12 protein-coding genes are annotated in these 15,542 nt (G+C 63.0%); 9 read left to right on the top strand and 3 right to left on the bottom strand.

Annotated features, from left to right (window positions below):
- Positions 1-20 precede the first annotated feature (20 nt).
- On the bottom strand, positions 21-908 hold the full coding sequence (locus GJE22_RS02965; RefSeq protein WP_144687748.1) for a DegV family protein: 888 nt from the start codon (positions 906-908) through the stop codon (positions 21-23).
- Positions 909-1,412: 504 nt separating this feature from the next.
- Positions 1,413-3,257 carry an arginine--tRNA ligase gene (gene argS / locus GJE22_RS02960; RefSeq protein ID WP_144687747.1) on the bottom strand — a complete coding sequence of 615 codons (1,845 nt, stop codon included), beginning with the start codon at positions 3,255-3,257 and terminating at the stop codon, positions 1,413-1,415.
- A 248-nt stretch (positions 3,258-3,505) separates the two neighbouring features.
- Between argS and GJE22_RS02955 the strand changes: the two genes are divergently transcribed.
- Positions 3,506-4,009 (top strand): CarD family transcriptional regulator, encoded by a 504-nt coding sequence (locus GJE22_RS02955; protein ID WP_144687746.1) that lies wholly within the window; start codon positions 3,506-3,508, stop codon positions 4,007-4,009.
- A 369-nt stretch (positions 4,010-4,378) separates the two neighbouring features.
- Here the strand turns inward: GJE22_RS02955 and GJE22_RS10220 are convergent, their stop codons facing one another.
- A complete protein-coding gene (locus GJE22_RS10220) occupies positions 4,379-5,323 on the bottom strand; it encodes a helix-turn-helix transcriptional regulator (protein WP_186297381.1) in 945 nt (314 codons plus the stop codon).
- A 115-nt stretch (positions 5,324-5,438) separates the two neighbouring features.
- On the opposite strand from GJE22_RS10220, the gene GJE22_RS02945 reads away from it, so the two are divergent.
- The 8 genes from GJE22_RS02945 to GJE22_RS02915 all read left to right on the top strand — a co-directional run bounded on the left by GJE22_RS02945 (position 5,439) and on the right by GJE22_RS02915 (position 15,301).
- On the top strand, positions 5,439-7,331 hold the full coding sequence (locus GJE22_RS02945; RefSeq protein ID WP_144687744.1) for an ABC transporter ATP-binding protein: 1,893 nt from the start codon (positions 5,439-5,441) through the stop codon (positions 7,329-7,331).
- Positions 7,332-9,107: an ABC transporter ATP-binding protein gene (locus GJE22_RS02940; protein ID WP_144687743.1), complete on the top strand. Its 1,776-nt coding sequence runs from the start codon at positions 7,332-7,334 to the stop codon at positions 9,105-9,107.
- A 271-nt stretch (positions 9,108-9,378) separates the two neighbouring features.
- Complete coding sequence (locus GJE22_RS09905) at positions 9,379-10,008, top strand: DUF6796 family protein (RefSeq protein WP_186297380.1); 630 nt, start codon at positions 9,379-9,381, stop codon at positions 10,006-10,008.
- Between the two features lie 17 nt (positions 10,009-10,025).
- Complete coding sequence (locus tag GJE22_RS02935; protein ID WP_186297379.1) at positions 10,026-10,928, top strand: acyl-CoA thioester hydrolase/BAAT C-terminal domain-containing protein; 903 nt, start codon at positions 10,026-10,028, stop codon at positions 10,926-10,928.
- Between the two features lie 230 nt (positions 10,929-11,158).
- Positions 11,159-12,919, top strand: a complete 1,761-nt coding sequence (locus tag GJE22_RS02930; protein WP_144687741.1) for an ABC transporter ATP-binding protein/permease — start codon at positions 11,159-11,161, stop codon at positions 12,917-12,919.
- Positions 12,916-14,562: an amino acid ABC transporter ATP-binding/permease protein gene (locus GJE22_RS02925; RefSeq protein WP_235896406.1), complete on the top strand. Its 1,647-nt coding sequence runs from the start codon at positions 12,916-12,918 to the stop codon at positions 14,560-14,562. Before GJE22_RS02930 ends, GJE22_RS02925 begins: the two co-directional genes overlap by 4 nt.
- Complete coding sequence (locus GJE22_RS02920) at positions 14,562-14,927, top strand: nitrous oxide-stimulated promoter family protein (RefSeq protein WP_144687740.1); 366 nt, start codon at positions 14,562-14,564, stop codon at positions 14,925-14,927. The genes GJE22_RS02925 and GJE22_RS02920 overlap by 1 nt, the downstream gene beginning before the upstream one ends.
- A complete protein-coding gene (locus GJE22_RS02915; RefSeq protein ID WP_144687739.1) occupies positions 14,924-15,301 on the top strand; it encodes a YbaN family protein in 378 nt (125 codons plus the stop codon). The genes GJE22_RS02920 and GJE22_RS02915 overlap by 4 nt, the downstream gene beginning before the upstream one ends.
- Positions 15,302-15,542: the final 241 nt, after the last annotated feature.

Genomic DNA, 15,542 nt, shown 5'->3' with positions numbered 1-15,542 from the left:
GACGAGCAGCAGCGCGTTCGCTAATCGACGCGCTTATCGCCCATGAAGAACAGCGCAACGGTGCCCGGGCCCGTATGCGAACCGATGACGGTGCCGATATTGTTGATGGTGATGTTGCCCTTGAGCGCGGGAATCTGCTCGCCGATGAGCCGCGCGACCTCTTCTGCATCCTCCCTGCAGGCAGAATGCGAGATCGAACATTTACCGGTGTATGCCGCACCGTCCTCAACATGGGCCATCATGTTCTTCACAAGCTCGACGATGGCTTTTTTCTTGGTGCGAATCTTTTCGCGCGGAATCAGTTTTCCCTGATAGTCGACGTTCATGACCGGGCAGATCTTGAGTGCCGTCGCAATGAGCGCGCTGGTGGAGGAAACGCGGCCGCCGCGCTTCAGGCAATCGAGGTCAGAGACGAAGAACCAATGGTTGACGTTAAGCTTATGCTCCTCGGCCCACGTAGCCGCCTCGTCGAGCGTTGCCCCGGCATCGCGCATGTCGGCAAGGTAATCCATGAGCAAGCCGTAGCCCGCCGATGCGGCAAGTGAGTCGACCACGCGCACCGTTCGATCGGGATACTGGGCCTCAAGGTCGCGCGCCGCAATGACCGCGGAGTTATAGGTGCCCGAAATGCCGGAGGAGAGCGTGAGGTGCAGGACGTCTTTGCCCGCCTCGAGCATCGGCTTCCAGAACTCGGTGTACTCGCCCACGCTCACCTGCGAGGTCTTTGAGGTCGAACCCGCTTTGAGCGCACCGAAGAACGCTTCGGGCGTGACGGATTGGTACAGGTCGTCCTCATGAACGACGCCATCGAGCTCGTAGTGGAACATGGTGTACTCGATGCCGCGCGCCTCGAAGAACGAGCGCGGATAATCCGCCGTCGACTCACAAGACAAGACGAAGGAACCCATAGGCACTCCCAACCATTCGAGGGCGGCTCACTCAACCCCGATCATCCGCCCAAGCGTTATTGACTATTCGTCATTATCCCACACAATAACTGTCCCGTTGCTCTCATTTCACCCGCAACGCGAACCGGAAACCCTTACCGCCCTCAACCTGGGGAAGCGGTCGCCATCCGCTCTGGAAAAGCCCGTGCAGAGGGGCAACGGCGCGCAGCGCCGAGCCCCTCCCACCGCCTCGTTTCCAGGGCCCGTGCACGGACAATGGCGCGAAGCGCCGAGTCCCTTCCCACACCCCATCCCCAAGGCCCGTGCACGGGCAACGGCGCGAAGCGCCGAGCCCCCACCCCCATTTCTTTCTCTACATCCCCGACCACGAGCCCGAGACGCAAGAAGGCCCCGGAGGGATTCCTTCGCGCGTTTCCCGCAGCTGCTCGGCTCTGCCGAGCAGCGAGGACCACGCGCGGAGGAACCCTCCGGGGCCTTCCCATGGGAGCCGAAGGCTCGTTCAACCTACATCTGCGTAGGCGCGGACACACCGATGAGCGAGAGGCAGAGGGCGATCACCGAGCGCACGGCGTCGCAGGCGCCAAGGCGCGCACGGACGACCGCCGGATCGACCGGACGACCCTCGCTCGGCAGCACCTGGCAAGCGGCGTAGAAGCTATGGAACGCAGACGCAAGCTCTTCGACATAGTGCGTGATACGGAACGGGGCACGGTCGCGGGCTGCGCCGGCGATGAGATCCTGAAGCTCGGAGAGCTTGCGGGAGAGCGCGAGCTCGGTGGGATCGGTAAGCAGCGAGTAGTCGACGTCGCCGTAGATGGCCTTGATGGCCACGTTCTCCATACCCATGAGGTCGGCCTGCTCGGGCGTGACGCCCGCGGCCTTGCGCAGGATGGAGCAGATGCGCGCATGAGCATACTGCACGTAGAAGACGGGGTTATCGGCCGTCTTCTCCTTGACCTTCTCGATGTCGAAGTCGATGGTCTGGTTGGAGGAACGGCTCACGAGCGTGTAACGGGCCGCATCGGCGCCCACCTCGTCGATAAGCTCGCGGAACGTAATCATCGTGCCCTTGCGCTTGGACATGCGGATCGGCTTGCCGTTGCGAAGGAGGTTCACGAACTGGCCCAGCGGCACCTCGAACTGCCCGGGGTAGCCAAGAGCGTCGCACACGGCCTTCACGCGCGCGATATAGCCGTGGTGGTCGGCGCCCCAGATGTCGAGAACGCGGTCGACGCGCTGGAACTTGTTCCAGTGATAGGCGATGTCGGACGAGAAGTAGGTGTAGTCGCCATTGGACTTCTGGATGACGCGGTCCTTGTCGTCACCGAACTCGGTGGACTTGAACCACAGCGCGCCGTCGTCGGTGCGGTAGAGATAGCCCATCTTGTCGAGCTTGTCGTAGGCGCGCTCCACCGGCGAGGTGCCCGTCCAGTCCTTCTGGTACATGGTGCGCTCGCTCATCCACACATCGAAGTCGCAGCGAACGTCGTGGCAGGTCTCCTTCATGTCCTTGAGCATCTTCTGGTAACCGCGCTCGCGGAAGCTGAGCATGCGCTCCTGAGAATCAGCGTTCACCCACTTGTCGCCGTCGGTCTTCCAGAAGGCAGCCGCCTCGTCGATGATGTAGGTGCCGCCATAGGAGTCCTTGCCCAGGTCGGCCGTGAAGTCATCCATGTAGGGATGGCTATCGGGATGCTCGTCAGCCTCGTCCTGAACGTAGTTGTCGCGATCCTTGGCAAGGAAGTCGCGCGCGGCGTCGATATCGCAGCCCTGCTTCTCGATGATGTCGGCAAGCTGCATATATCGCTTGGAGATCGAGTTGCCGAAGGTGTTCATCTGGTTGCCGTAGTCGTTGATCCAGAACTCGCGCTCGATGTCGTAGCCGGCGTGCTCCATGACGCGGCACATCGAGTCGCCGAGCGCGGCCCAGCGGCCGTGACCCACGTGCATGGGGCCCACGGGGTTAGCGGACACGAACTCGACCTGGGTCTTGAGGCCGCCGCCCACGTTGGACTTCGCAAAGTCCATGCCCTGCTCACGCGCCTCAGCGAAGACGGCGTTCTTCGCTGCGACGGAGAGGTAGAAGTTGATGAAGCCGGGGCCGGCGATCTCGACCTTCTCCACGACGTCGCTCTCGGGCAGGTACTTCACGATCGCCTCGGCGATGGCGCGGGGAGCCTGGTGGGCGAGCTTGGCGGATTTCAACGCCATGGTGGAGGTCCACTCGCCGTGAGAGGTGTCCGCCGGTCGCTCGATGCCACAATCTTCCAGCTCGAATGCGGGCAGGTCGCCGGCCTCCTGGGCGGCGGCGAGAGCGGCGCGAACCAGCTCTTCGATCTTCTCGGGCATGCAATTCCTCCTTGAAAAATGCTTCGGTACCCTCCCAGGGCACGCACATACAAGTAGTTGAACTATAGCACACCCCATGCGAGCTGCGCGGGAGCTGAGGAATCTCGAACGCGCTATACACAAAGGAACGGGGCTCGCCCGATGCATCCGAATCGTGCCCTTCGTGTTCATTTTGAGGGACATCGGCATAAATCAGCACGTAAACGTGGTATTCTATATATCAAGGTAGCTTAATAGTTGGAGGAAGCATGTTCAGTATCGGAGAGCACGTTATTCACCCCGGGCAGGGAGTCTGCACCGTCACCGGTTTCGACGAAGACGCCCCCACGCCCATGATCATCCTTGAATGCAAGCAAGGGCACGCGAAGACGCGCATGATGTACCCGCTCGCGCAATCCAATCGACTTCACCTGGCCATCTCGCGCGAGGAGGCCGAAAACCTCATCGAGCATTACGGCGACCTCGAATGCGACCCCTTTACCGAGCGCAACAGCTCACTTGAAGAAACCCATTTCAAACAGCTCCTCAAAGAAGGAGCGCCCGAGACGGTGCGCGTGGCGAAGACGATGCACCACCGCATCCGGCTTGCCGAACGCCAAGCAAAGAAGCCGAGCAGCTACTATGCGCGTGTGCTCAAGGAGGCGCGCCGCCGTTCGCTCGAAGAGCTCTCCGTGGCCATCGGCTGTTCTGAGGAGGATATCGAGCAACGTCTCTCGGCTGCGGAATCTGCAATCGACGCAAGCTTGAACTAGCCGGCACATAGCCAAAAGCCGCTGCTGTGGCGAACGGCCGCTTTTCCGGCAATCCCATCGCCAAGAGGACGGGTCCTTCGCTCGGCCAGACGGGTGCTGGCCGCATGGCATGGCAACTCCCGCAGAATATGGGATGCGCGGACGGCGCCTGAGCAAAACTATCGCCAAAGGATCGGATTTTCGGGGACTGCCCGAGTACATCCCATGAACGTTGCGTAGAAACCGCAGGTAAACGCGATGGGGTGAAACCGTCTACTTCGCTCGTCCCTCAAAATCCGATCCTTTGGCGATAGTTTTGACCCACTGCATTACTTCAGGGCCATTTTGGTCGCAATCGAACGTGCCAAACGGCCGGCGACGAGGTCGCCTTCACTTGCCTATCGCACTCGGCGGCATTCCGAAGGCACGCTCGAAGGCAACGGTGAAGCTCGAAACGCGAGGGTATCCGACGCCGCGAGCGACCTCGGAGACGCTGAGCCCGCCCCGTTCGAGCAGCTGACGCGCGCGCTCCATCTTCGACCTGCGGATATACGCCCCCAAGCTCTCTCCCGTCTCCTGGCGGAACACGGCGCACAGGCGCGTCCTACTTGTGAGCAGAGCGCGCGCGAGCTCGTCGAGCGTCAACATCTCATCCATGCGCATCGCAACGAGACGCTCGGCCGCGCGCACGAGCCGTGCCTGCTCACGCGTGCCCGCAGCGCGCTCAGCACGACTCCGCTCCTCGAACCAGGCTATCGCGGTCCGCACTGCGGTCTCGGCGCCCCGCAGGGCGGACGCGCCGTCGAGGAGCCGTCCGCCAAACAGCGGCGTCATGGAGCGCAGGCATCGGTCGAGCACGCAGGCGAGCTCCGCCTCGCAGGCACTCCCCGGCTCATCGATAAGCTCTAGAGCGGAGCGCTGTTCGCGCGCCTCGAGACGCGAGAACCACTCGGGCAGGAACGTAACCGAGACCGCATCGTGCACATCCCCCGCGCGAAGTACGCACCGCTGGGGGTCATCGACATGTCCGAATACGGCCACGTTGCCAGCGCGCTGCGCTCGGTTCGGCTGGGCCACCGGGCAAAGCGAGAGACTGTCGGCCGACAGCGTGCACACGCATAGGCCCAGCACGCTGCGCTCGTGAAATGCCATGTCGCTTCTCACCTCGATACGATGAGAGGTCACGACGCAAAGCCCTTTCAGCCGATACACGACCACGCGCGCCCGCGCCCGCTCATCCGAGACCGCGCCGGTAAGCGCGTCGCCCGCTTCTTCGAGCGTGATGCCGAACTGCTCAATCTGAGGTCTGTAGAGCTCATCGAGCCGATCTGTCACCGCGCCGCCTCCCTCCGCTTTTCGAATTCGTACCAAGCTTCTGCATGCGCAGCACATCGTCTTGTCCTCATGATAAGTTAGTCGGTGCTAACAGTTCAAGGGAACGGAGGCTTCTATGGAAGGACAGGCTGCTGCGGACGCGCGGCCCAACAAGACGGCGCATCCCGTAGGGAGGCTGCTCGCCTTCGCCGGCCCGCGCCGAGCACTCACCTACCTAGGCTGCGTGCTCTCAGCCATCTCGATGCTCGTTTCGTTCGGACCGTATGTGTGCATCTGGTTCGCCGCGCGCGATCTCATCGCCGTGGCACCCGACTGGGGCGCGGCGACAGGAATCGCCGCCTACGGGTGGTGGGCGCTCGGCCTTGCCGTGGCGTCCATCGCGCTCTACTTCGCAGGCCTCATGTGCACGCACCTCGCGGCCTTCCGCTGCGCCTCCAACATGCGCAAGCGCGCCACCGAGCACCTCATGCACACGAGCCTGGGCTACTTCGATACGCATGCGAGCGGAGCGCTCCGGCGCGTGGTGGATGGCTGCGCCCTCGAGACCGAAGGCCTGCTCGCCCACAAGCTGCCGGACACCGCGGGCTCAATAGCCATGATCGCAGGCATGTTTGCGCTGTTCTTCGTCTTCGATTGGCGACTGGGCGCGGCCTGTCTCGTGCCGGTCGTCGTAAGCCTCGCCTGCATGTTCTACATGATGGGTGGGCGAGGCATGGACTTCATGACGCGCTACATGGAGTCGCTCGTGAAGATGAACAAGACGGGCACCGAGTACGTGCGCGGCATTCCCGTGGTCAAGGTCTTCCAACAGACGGTATACAGCTTCCGCGCGTTCCACGACGCCATCGAGGAGTTCACGGTGCTCGCTCAGGATTACGCCGTGAAATGGTGCCAGACGCCGCAGGCGCTCTCGCTCACCGTCATCAGCGCGGCGGCAGCCTTCCTCGTGCCGGTGGCAGTGCTTCTCGCTCCCGGCGAGACCGACCTCGCCCACTTTGCCGCCAACTTTGCCTTCTATGCGATCTTCTCAGCGGTGATCCCTACGGCCATGACGCGCGTAATGTTCATGTCCGATGCATTCCAATCGGCGACGGACGCCGTGAACCGTGTGGAGGAAGTGCTCGTCGCCCCCGTGATTGAAGCGCCCCTAAGCCCGCGCACGCCAGCGGACAACTCCATCCGCTTCAACGACGTCACCTTCACGTACGAAGGAAGCGGGGAGCCCGCACTCGACCACGTCTCCTTCGATGTGCCGGCAGGGGCCACCGTGGCGCTCGTAGGGCCCTCTGGAGGTGGGAAGACAACAGCCGCGAGCCTTGTGCCGCGTTTCTGGGACGCAGACTCCGGGCACGTCCTCGTGGGCGACACCGATGTTCGCGACATGGACCCCGCCGACCTCATGGGCCGCGTGGCCTTCGTCTTCCAGGCGAACCGGCTCTTCTCGCAGAGCATCCTGGAGAACGTGCGCGCCGCGCGCCCCGATGCCACGCGCGAACAAGTAATGGCCGCACTCGAGGCCGCGCAGTGCTCAGACATCATCGCCAAGTTGCCGAACGGAGTGGACACCGTCTATGGCACCGATGGCTCCCACCTCTCGGGAGGCGAGGTACAGCGGCTCATGCTCGCCCGCGCAATCCTAAAAGATGCACCCATCGTGGTGCTCGACGAGGCCACAGCCTTCGCCGACCCCGAGAACGAAGTGAAGATCCAGGCCGCCTTCAAACGCCTTGCGCGAGGGCGGGACGGCTCGCCGCGAACGGTGCTCATGGTGGCGCACCGACTCTCCACCGTGAGGAACGCCGACAAGATCGTCGTGCTCAACGAAGGATGCGTGGCCGAGCAGGGCACCCATGAGGAGCTCCTCGCCGCAGGAGGGCTCTACGCGCGCATGTGGGCCGACTACGAGAAGGCTGTGAGCTGGAGAATCACAAGCGCAGAGCAAAGCTCGAAGGAGCCGAAAGGGACAGAGCCCCATCGCGCCGACCGGGTTGAAGGGAGCGTGGCATAGATGTCCATCAAGGAGAAGTACGCCCTCACCGACGAGGGCGTGAGAAACGTCAAGCTCGGTGCGGTCTGGACGACCGTCGCCAACCTTGTGGTCTTCACGAGCGTGGGATTCGTCTACGTCATCATGAGCGCGATCGTAGCACGGCTCACGGGAGAGCCTGCCGTGCTGGGGCCGTTCGGAGAGCTGGGATTTGATCCGCTGTCCGTGCCCTTGGTCGGCTGGATCGTCGCGATCGCGGTCTACCTTGCGGTCCTCTTCGTGTGCGAGCGCCTCGCATACTACTATCAATACGGCGTCATCTACAAGGAGAGTGGCCGTCAGCGCATCGCGCTCGCCGAGCGCCTGCGGAAGCTACCCCTGGGCTTCTTCGGCCGTCGCGACCTCGCAGACCTCACCGAGACGCTCATGGGTGACGTCAAGACCACCGAACACGCCTACAGCCATGTACTCCCCGAGCTCTATGGCGCCTACGCCACCATGGCCATCGCCTTCGTGTGCCTCGCCGCGTTCGACTGGAGGCTCGCCGTGGCGTCCATGTGGTCGGGCCCGGTAGCGCTGCTCATGCTCTTCGGCGTGCGCTCCAAGCTCCAGCCGCTCATGCACAGGACGCGCATGGCGGGGCTCAAAACGTCCGAGTACATCCAAGAGGCTCTCGAGTGCGTGCGCGAAGTGCGCGCCACCAATCAGGAGGAACTCTACCTCCAGCACATCTATAAAAGCGTAGACACCGCGGAACGCACCGCTATCCGCGGCGAGCTTGCAACGGGCCTCTGCGTGAACGGCGCGCAGATCGTGCTGCGCTTGGGTTTTGCCACCACGCTGCTCGCCGGCGCCACCCTCATCGCTGACGGCACCTGCGACTTCCTCACACTTTTCTGCTTCCTTCTCGTGGTGAGCCGCATCTATGCACCCTTCGACCAGGCGCTCATGCTCATCGCCGAGCTGTTCTCGGCACGCACCGCTGCGGCACGCATGAAAAGCTTCTTCGAGGAGCCGCTGGACGGCGGCGGAGCCGAGTACTCCCCTTCCGGCCATGACGTGGTCTTTGAACACGTGGGCTTCGCGTACGAACAGGACGGCGAGAAGGTGCTGGAGGATGTTTCCTTCACGGCATGCGAGGGCGAGGTCACGGCGCTCGTGGGCCCGTCGGGCTCCGGTAAGTCAACCTGCGCGCGGCTTGCGGCCAGACTCTGGGACGTGAGCTCCGGCCGCGTGAGCGTGGGCGGTGTGGACGTAAGCACGGTGGAGCCCGAGTCGCTGCTCGCTGATTTTTCCGTCGTCTTTCAAGATGTGACGCTCTTCGACGATACGGTTATGGAAAACATCCGCTTGGGCAAGCGCGGAGCCACCGACGAGGAGGTCCTTGCAGCGGCACGGGCCGCCAACTGCGATGAGTTCGTCTCGCGCATGCCAGAGGGGTACCAGACCATGATCGGAGAGAACGGAGCGCGCCTCTCGGGCGGAGAACGTCAGCGCATCTCCATCGCACGGGCGCTCCTCAAGGGCGCACCGGTGGTGCTCCTCGATGAGGCCACGGCAAGTTTGGACGTAGAGAACGAGACCAAGGTACAGGAGGCGCTCTCGCGGCTGCTTGCCGGCAAGACGGTCATCGTAATCGCGCATCGCATGCGTACCGTCATGAATGCGGACAAGGTCGTGGTGCTCGATGACGGGCGCGTTGCCGAGCAAGGCAGCCCCGAGCATCTCATGTCCGCCGGCGGTCTCTTCGCCCGCATGGTCGCGCTCCAGCGCGAGAGCGCCGACTGGACGCTCTGATGAACTACGCGCGACGCTAGCGCTGCCCCATCCGGTCACCCACCCGCCTCACCGAATGACCGGGACGGCGATAATGCCGCCCCGGTCATCGAATTACAGCTCGGTTGAGGCCCGCAACCTTACGACACCAGTGCGCATCGAGTGCTCGTTAGGCACACCTCGTGTTTTTCCCATACAAACCTTGCAGCGCTTTGCGCTCCAGCGAGAGAGCGGACGGCTGTTATTATGTTAGACTTAGTTAACTTATTCTAGTTCGTTAGGAGGCTTCCCGATGCCCGCAGCCCCGTTTTTCGCCATCGGCCTTGTTGGCTCGCTCGTCATGTTCGCTGGAGACATGCTGCTATACTTCACGCCCGGTGCTTACGACATGGACGGCACGCTGTACCCCTACGCCCAGATTATGCGCAACCTGCCCAAGGGACGCGTGCGTTTGGGCGGTCTGCTCGGACCCGTCGCCGCATTTCTCTACATTGTCGGATTCGCAGGGCTGTCGATGCTCGGGGCAGGAGAGTTTCCCTGGCTGATGTGGGTGATTGCCGCGCTGCTCTCCCTTGCCCTAATTTGCGGCGGGTCCTACCATGCCCAATACCCATATCTCGCCATCGCTGCGCGCACGGGCGACGATACGCTCGTCGATCAGGTCGCCGACAACATCATGGCGCTCCAGCGCATTGCCACGCTTCCGATGTACGCGGCATTCGTGCTTCTCGGCATTGCGATCATAGCGGGACAGACGATTCTTCCGCAATGGATGGTCGTATGCACGCCCATTGTGACGTCGTTTCTCGGCTTCGCATGGCTTCGCGTTCCGCAACCGGCGCGCTGCGTGCTCTTTGGCGGTTGGAGCAACCTCGTGTTCACCATCATGTTCGCAGCAATGCTGGCTTTCTCGTTTGTATAGGAGGGCTGGCGATTCGTATGGAGTGCTTCGCGGTCGAGAAGGACGGCTTCTACGGCTTTCTGCATGAGCCAACGACGGGGCCTTCGCCGGATGGCGAGTTTTCCGGACGATTCACCGGCAAGGCGCTTATCGTCCTCGGCGGCAGTGAGGGCAACGAGAACATCCCGCGCAACCTCGGCGCGCGCTTTGCCCGAGAGGGCGTGGCGGCGCTCGGGCTCTGCTATTGGAACGTACCAGGCCTTCCCGACGAGCTCGTCGAGGTGCCGGTCGAGAGCGTCGAGCGGGCATGCGCCCTCCTACGCAGCCGCGGCTACGAACGCATAGGCATATACGGCATCTCCAAGGGCGGCGAGCTCGCGCTTCTGGCGGCGTCTCTCATGCCGGATCTCACGTGTGCGGTCGCGCTCTCGCCGCTCGACCATGTCATGCCGGGTATCACAGGGTCAGGCGGCCTTGCCAGCAAAGGCGTGTCCACGCGCTCGAGCTGGACGTGGCGCGGTGAGTCCCTCGGCTGCGCGCCCGGGGGCATACGCCTGCCGTATCTGGGCATCATCCGGCGCATGATTACTGAACGGCAGCTCGACATGCGCTTCGTCTACGAGCGTATGCTGGAGGGCGCATCGGCGACATCTGCCATCAAGGTTGAACGCATCAACGGGCCCGTGATGCTTATCAGCCCCGAGCACGACGCCATGTGGCCGAGCGACGAGGCGTGCCGCCGCATCGAGCGCCGCCTGCGCGCGCAGGATCACCCCTGGGAGGTCGCGCGCGTTACCTACGAGCACGCGAGCCATATCATGGTTCCCATGGAAACCGACATGCTTAGGCTTTTCCGCGAAGAGCGGCGGTTCCCCCAGGAATGCTCCACTAGTCGCGAAGACGCCTTTCGCCGAACGCTCGCCTTCCTCGAGCAGTGGTGAGTAAAAGGTCTGACCAGACGAACCGGGCACCATTTCCCTGTGTTCTCCGAGCGACCTTCAAGAACGTACCCATCGCGGCGCTCGGTGGGCGGCTTCATTTGACGGAAGCCGTTTACCTTGATAAATAGTTAGAGTCTTCTAATTTATAGCCGCTTAGTTTACCATGCCTAACTACATGGTACGCCGCGGCCGGACCGGTGCCCGGCCGGCAGACGGGAGGATCCATAGGCATGATGATCAACAAGCGGCTCATAGGGCTGGTACCCGAGAGCAGGAGATTCGTCGCCCAGAACGTCGCATTCCAGTGGGTCTCTCTCGTTGCGAACATCTGCTTGATCTCGGTCGTTTGCCGAATGCTCGGAAGCATTTTCGAGCATTCGGCGTCGACGGGTGATTTCGTCCTCACCGCCGGTGTGGCCCTCGCCGCCATCGCCGTGCGCGCGCTCTGCACGACCAGCGCGGCGAAGGCGAGCTTTCGTGCGGCCCGCTCGGTGAAGCAGCGGCTGAGGCCCATCATCTACGAGAAGCTCCTGCGTCTCGGACCGTCCTATCGCGAGCATGCGCTCACCTCCGAAGTCGTGCAGGTCTCGGTCGAAGGGGTCGATCAGCTCGAAACCTACTTTGGGTCCTACCTCCCCCAGCTCTTCTACGCCCTGCTCGCACCTCTTACGCTCTTTGTCGTGCTCGCGCCCGTGAGCCTTGTGGCAGCCGTGGTGCTGCTCGTCTGCGTGCCGCTCATCCCCCTTGCCATCGCTGCCGTTCAAACTTGGGCGAAGCGGCTCCTCTCAAAATACTGGGGAAGCTATACAGCGCTCGGCGACACCTTCCTCGAGAACCTGCAGGGGCTCACGACCCTCAAGATCTATGCAGCAGACGAGATGAAGCAGCGCGAAATGAACGAGCGAGCCGAGGAGTTCCGCCGCATCACTATGCGCGTGCTCGTCATGCAGCTCAATTCCATCGCCATCATGGACATCGTTGCCTACGGCGGCGCTGCCGCAGGCATTGCCGTAAGCCTCTTCCAGTTCCAGGCGGGAGCGATCGACCTCGCTGGCTGCCTCATGATCATGCTGCTCGCCGCCGACTACTTCCTTCCCATGCGCCAGCTCGGGTCGTTTTTCCACATCGCCATGAACGGCATGGCGGCGAGCGACAAGATCTTCCGCCTGCTTGATGCCGAGGAGCCCGCTGTGGGCTCGTTGCCCTTCCCCACTCGTTCGGATATCCGCATCTCCGGCCTCGGCTTCGCCTACCAAGGCGACGACGCCGCCCGGAAAGCCGTCCTCACCAACGTGAACCTCGCGATCCCCGAGGGCTCGTTCACGGCGATCGTGGGCGAGAGCGGATGCGGGAAGTCGACGCTCGCCTCGGTACTCATGGGCAGGAACCGCGCGTACACCGGCTCCATCACCATAGGCGGCACCAAGCTCTCGGAGCTCGGCCCCTCCGCCCTCATGCGACAGGTAACGTATGTGGGCCACCAAAGCTACCTCTTTAGGGGAACGGTGCGGGAGAACCTCCTTGCAGCCAAGCCGAACGCTACGGACGAGGAACTCTGGCGTGCCCTTGAGACCACACAGCTCGCAGGGTACCTGCGCTCAGAACAGGGCCTTGAAACGCGCCTCGCCGAGCAGGCGTCGAACCTCTCCGGCGGACAACGCCAACGCCTCGCGCTCGCGCGCGCCCTCCTGCACGATGCACGCATCTATATCTTCGATGAGGCGGCGTCGAACGTGGACGTGGAGAGCGAAGACGCCATCATGGCGGCCATCGAGGGGCTCGCACGGAGCCAGGCCGATAAGACCGTGATCGTTATCTCGCATCGCCTGGCAAACGTGACGGGCGCCGACCAGATCGCGGTGCTCTCCCACGGCTCCGTTAAGGAAACGGGGACCCACGCCGAGCTCGTAGCGCGCAAAGACGCGTACGCCGCGCTGTGGACGGCCCAACAGGAACTCGAGAACCTCGGCTGCGAGGAGGCAACCAGATGAGAAGAAGCGGCATCGCCGTGATGTCACGGCTCGTGGGGCTCGTTCGCCCGCTCGCTGGGTATATGGTGCTCGCCATCGCGATGGGGCTTGTCGGGCATCTCTGCGCTACAGCCCTCACCGTGCTCGGAGCATACGGCATCCTTTCCGTGATGGGCGAAGCGTCGCTACCGCTCGCGGGCATTGCTGGCGCGATGGCGTTATGCGCGGTGGCGCGCGGCGCCCTGCGATATGGCGAGCAGGCGTGCAACCACTTCATCGCCTTCAAGCTCCTTGCGCTCATCCGCGATCGCGTCTTTCGGGCGCTGCGAAGGCTCGCCCCCGCCAAACTCGAGGGTCGCGGCAAAGGAGAGCTCATCTCCGTCATCACCTCCGACATCGAGCTGCTCGAGGTGTTCTACGCGCACACCATCTCGCCGGCCCTCATCGCGCTTGCATTCTGCGCCATCCTCATCGGCTTCATCGGGTCGTTTAGCGTCGTGCTCGGCATCTATGCGGCGTTCGCATACGCAACGGTGGGCATCGTGCTGCCCTGGCTAGCGTCGCGCGCAAGCGGTGACGACGGCCTCAGGTTTCGCACGCGGTCGGGAGAGCTCTCGGGGTTCGTCCTCGATAGCCTGCGCGGCCTCGACGAGATTCAGCAGTATGACCGCGGTGCCGAGCGTCTGGACGAACTCCGCGAGCGAACCCGCGCGCTCTCGGTGGACGAAGAGCGCTTGAAGCGCGTCGCAGGTAGAAATGCCGCCGCATCGGGCGCGGTCGTTCTCGTCTTCGACATAGGCATGCTCCTGCTCTCAGCATGGGTCTGCGGTGGCCAGGAACCGACGGGCGTCCTCGTACCCACCGTGACGCTCATGGGCTCGTTCGGCCCGACCATCGCGCTCGCGAACCTGGGCAGCACGCTGCAGGGGACCTTCGCGGCGGGCAACCGCGTCCTCGACATCCTCGACGAGAGCCCCCGGGTCACAGATGTCACCGGCCATGAGCCCGTGAGCTTCAGCGGGGCGGCCGCGCGAGACGTGGCCTTCGCATACGAGAACGAACCGGTCTTGCGCGGCATCTCGCTCGAGGCTCCGGAAGGGGCGATCGTGGGCATCACTGGCAGGAGCGGAAGCGGGAAGTCCACGCTGCTCAAGCTCTTCATGCGCTTTTGGCTACCAGATTCGGGCAGCGTCGAGGTCTCGGGAAGGAGCGTGTCCGATATCAACACCCCAGACTTGCGCGCCCTCGAAGGGTTCGTTACCCAAGACACCCACCTCTTCCGGGGCACCATCAAGCAGAACTTGCTGATTGCCAAGCAGGATGCGTCGGACGAGGAAATCGAAGGGGCATGCCGCAAGGCATCCGTGCACGAGTTCATCCGCACGCTCCCCCAGGGCTATGACACGCCCGTGGGAGAACTCGGCGACGCCCTCTCGGGAGGGGAACGCCAGCGAATCGGACTCGCACGCGCCTTTTTGCACGATGCATCCTTCCTGCTGCTCGATGAGCCGACGAGCAATCTCGACAGCCTCAACGAAGCGGTGGTGCTGCGCGCACTCGCCCGCGAGCGCGCTGGTAGAACCGTGCTCTTGGTATCGCATCGCGCATCGACGATGCGCATCGCCGATACGGTGATTTCCGTCGAGCGCGGAAGGGTGTGCTGATGGCCCGCAACGACGCCGCGCGCGTGGCCGCCAAGCGCGAGCGCGAGAAGCGCATGGTTTCCGAGATGATCGCGCTATGGTGCCGAGCCAAGCACGGGACGAGGGGCGGCGAGCTCTGCCCGGAGTGCGCCGAGCTCGCCGCTTACGCGCGCCTTCGCAGCGAGAGATGCCCGTTCATGGAGGAAAAGACCTTCTGCTCCAACTGCCGGGTGCACTGCTACGCGCCCGCGATGCGCGAGAAAATTCGCGCGGTCATGCGCTTCGCCGGCCCAAGGATGGTCTTCCACCACCCTGTGGCGGCGCTGCGACACGTATACGAGACCCGGGCCGAGAGGCGCCGGCTGAGTGGCAAGGAGGCACGATGAACGTCAAAAAGGCCCTGCTTGTAGCGCTGGGGTGCGTTGGGCTTGCCCTGGGAGCCGTAGGGGCGGTGGTGCCGCTCCTGCCCGCGTTCCCGTTCCTGATGCTCGCGGCGTTCTGCTTTGCCAAGAGCTCCGAGCGCCTGCACGCCTGGTTCACGGGAACCTCCCTCTACAAGAAGAACCTCGAGAGCTACGTGGCGGGCAAGGGCATGGACTGGGCAACCAAGATTCGCGTGATGGTGACGGTCACCATTCTCATGGCCATCGGCTTCGCCATGATGCACGCGGTGCGCGTGGGGCAGGTCGTTCTGTTCTGCGTATGGGTCTTTCACATCCTGTACTTCTGCTTCGGCGTGAAGACCCGCCGTACCGCTTGAGGCCGGCAAAGAAGGAACGCACGCCGCGCCCACGGCCGGACCGGACGCGTTTCGTCTGCAACTGGCTGCAAACATTACAAGGTGCGAAATTCATATGTACGCCCTATCCCACAGATGCATATATTGACCAACAAATTGGTCATTCTTTGAGATATACTGTTGTTGGTCAAAGATGTTATCGGGAGGGCGCGATGGGCTCTGTCTCTGTTGACGTGCATCGGGCTGAGAAGTACGGCTTGGC

The sequence above is a fragment of the Enorma shizhengliae genome, assembly GCF_009676995.1.
Classification (GTDB): domain Bacteria; phylum Actinomycetota; class Coriobacteriia; order Coriobacteriales; family Coriobacteriaceae; genus Enorma; species Enorma massiliensis.
Note: the sequence above shows the minus strand (reverse complement) of the source record. Positions and strands in the feature narration are given on the sequence as shown.

Coding starts and splice junctions, on each gene's coding strand:
- GJE22_RS02945 (WP_144687744.1), top strand. CDS start 5,439: ATGGAAGGACAGGCTGCTGCGGACGCGCGGCCCAACAAGACGGCGCAT.
- GJE22_RS09905 (WP_186297380.1), top strand. CDS start 9,379: ATGCCCGCAGCCCCGTTTTTCGCCATCGGCCTTGTTGGCTCGCTCGTC.
- argS (WP_144687747.1), bottom strand. CDS start 3,257: ATGCCCGAGAAGATCGAAGAGCTGGTTCGCGCCGCTCTCGCCGCCGCC.
- GJE22_RS02940 (WP_144687743.1), top strand. CDS start 7,332: ATGTCCATCAAGGAGAAGTACGCCCTCACCGACGAGGGCGTGAGAAAC.
- GJE22_RS02935 (WP_186297379.1), top strand. CDS start 10,026: ATGGAGTGCTTCGCGGTCGAGAAGGACGGCTTCTACGGCTTTCTGCAT.
- GJE22_RS02955 (WP_144687746.1), top strand. CDS start 3,506: ATGTTCAGTATCGGAGAGCACGTTATTCACCCCGGGCAGGGAGTCTGC.
- GJE22_RS02965 (WP_144687748.1), bottom strand. CDS start 908: ATGGGTTCCTTCGTCTTGTCTTGTGAGTCGACGGCGGATTATCCGCGC.
- GJE22_RS02920 (WP_144687740.1), top strand. CDS start 14,562: ATGGCCCGCAACGACGCCGCGCGCGTGGCCGCCAAGCGCGAGCGCGAG.
- GJE22_RS02925 (WP_235896406.1), top strand. CDS start 12,916: ATGAGAAGAAGCGGCATCGCCGTGATGTCACGGCTCGTGGGGCTCGTT.
- GJE22_RS02915 (WP_144687739.1), top strand. CDS start 14,924: ATGAACGTCAAAAAGGCCCTGCTTGTAGCGCTGGGGTGCGTTGGGCTT.
- GJE22_RS02930 (WP_144687741.1), top strand. CDS start 11,159: ATGATGATCAACAAGCGGCTCATAGGGCTGGTACCCGAGAGCAGGAGA.